1 protein-coding gene is annotated in these 1,101 nt (G+C 43.2%); it reads right to left on the bottom strand.

Annotated features, from left to right (window positions below; all coding sequences use genetic code 11):
* Nucleotides 1–90: 90 nt before the first annotated feature.
* Nucleotides 91–1,029, bottom strand: coding sequence for an IS3 family transposase (locus tag GH681_RS23165; RefSeq protein WP_153163847.1), 939 nt, complete (start codon nucleotides 1,027–1,029; stop codon nucleotides 91–93).
* Nucleotides 1,030–1,101: the final 72 nt, after the last annotated feature.

Genomic DNA, 1,101 nt, shown 5'->3' with positions numbered 1-1,101 from the left:
GTTCTTAATAGGAGTAGACAAAGGGCACCACCCCTAGGGGTGGACCGCGATTTTGGTAATTTGCTGCAAAATTAATCATTTTTCTTGAACCTACAAAGATTTTATATACTTTTCTCTGTAACTTGTCCAATTTTTCTTTAAATCTCCTTTCTGTTTTGCCGCTTCCTTGGGTGTCAGCATTCCGATACTTCCATGTGGGCGAAGGTTGTTATAGAAATAAACAGCCCTTTCTAAAGCCTCTTTTACTTCGTGCAAGGATACGAAGGAAAGCCCCATAAACAGCTCGTTCTTCAATGTGTTATTGACACGCTCTGCCACGGCATTATCCTTAGGATTGCCACATTCCGTCATGCTTGGTACTATCCCATACTCTCTGAGCAACTTGATATAGTCATTGCTTGCATACTGTACGCCCCTGTCTGAGTGATGGATAGGGATTACATTTTTCTCCTCAATACGGCACAAAGCCATATTAAGGGCCTCCAAAGGATACTTGGTGGAAAGGGACTCGCCAACAGAATATCCAATAATCTCTTTTGTATAATAATCCGTAATTAAAGATATATAGCAGAAATGATAGGTGCCTTCCTCTACATCATCCCAAATCTTCTGATATGTAATGTCGCTCACCCAAACTTCATTGGGCGACGATGGTATCAGTTCCTTTATCTTGTTGGGATATGTGGGTAATCCATGGCGAGAGTCCGTTGTACGAGGCTTCCGGCTGGAAGAACGTACTCCCAGCTTGTACCTTGAGATAATGTCCTCGAAACGGCAATGTCCCATGGCGTTCTCTTCTCCAAACTCCTTGCAATACATCAGCCAGAGTTTACGACCACCGATACCGGGATCTTGCTTTCGAATAGACTTAACATATTCTATAACAAATGATTCCTCTGCCAAGGTTGCCAGCGTATTATCTTCGTGCTGATAATATGCCTGACGAGTATACCCAAACAGTTTGCAGAGTCCAGAAACGCTATAGTTGCTGGATTCTGCACGAAGCTCTTTTACTGCTTGGGACCAGATTTTTTTCGCACAGGAATCTTATAAAGACGCTCTGCGATGTCTATCATCTTGTCATAGGCGGCAGCAGCCATC

This window comes from Zoogloea sp. 1C4, from assembly GCF_009469605.1.
Lineage (GTDB): Bacteria > Pseudomonadota > Gammaproteobacteria > Burkholderiales > Rhodocyclaceae > Zoogloea > Zoogloea oryzae.
Note: the sequence above shows the minus strand (reverse complement) of the source record. Positions and strands in the feature narration are given on the sequence as shown.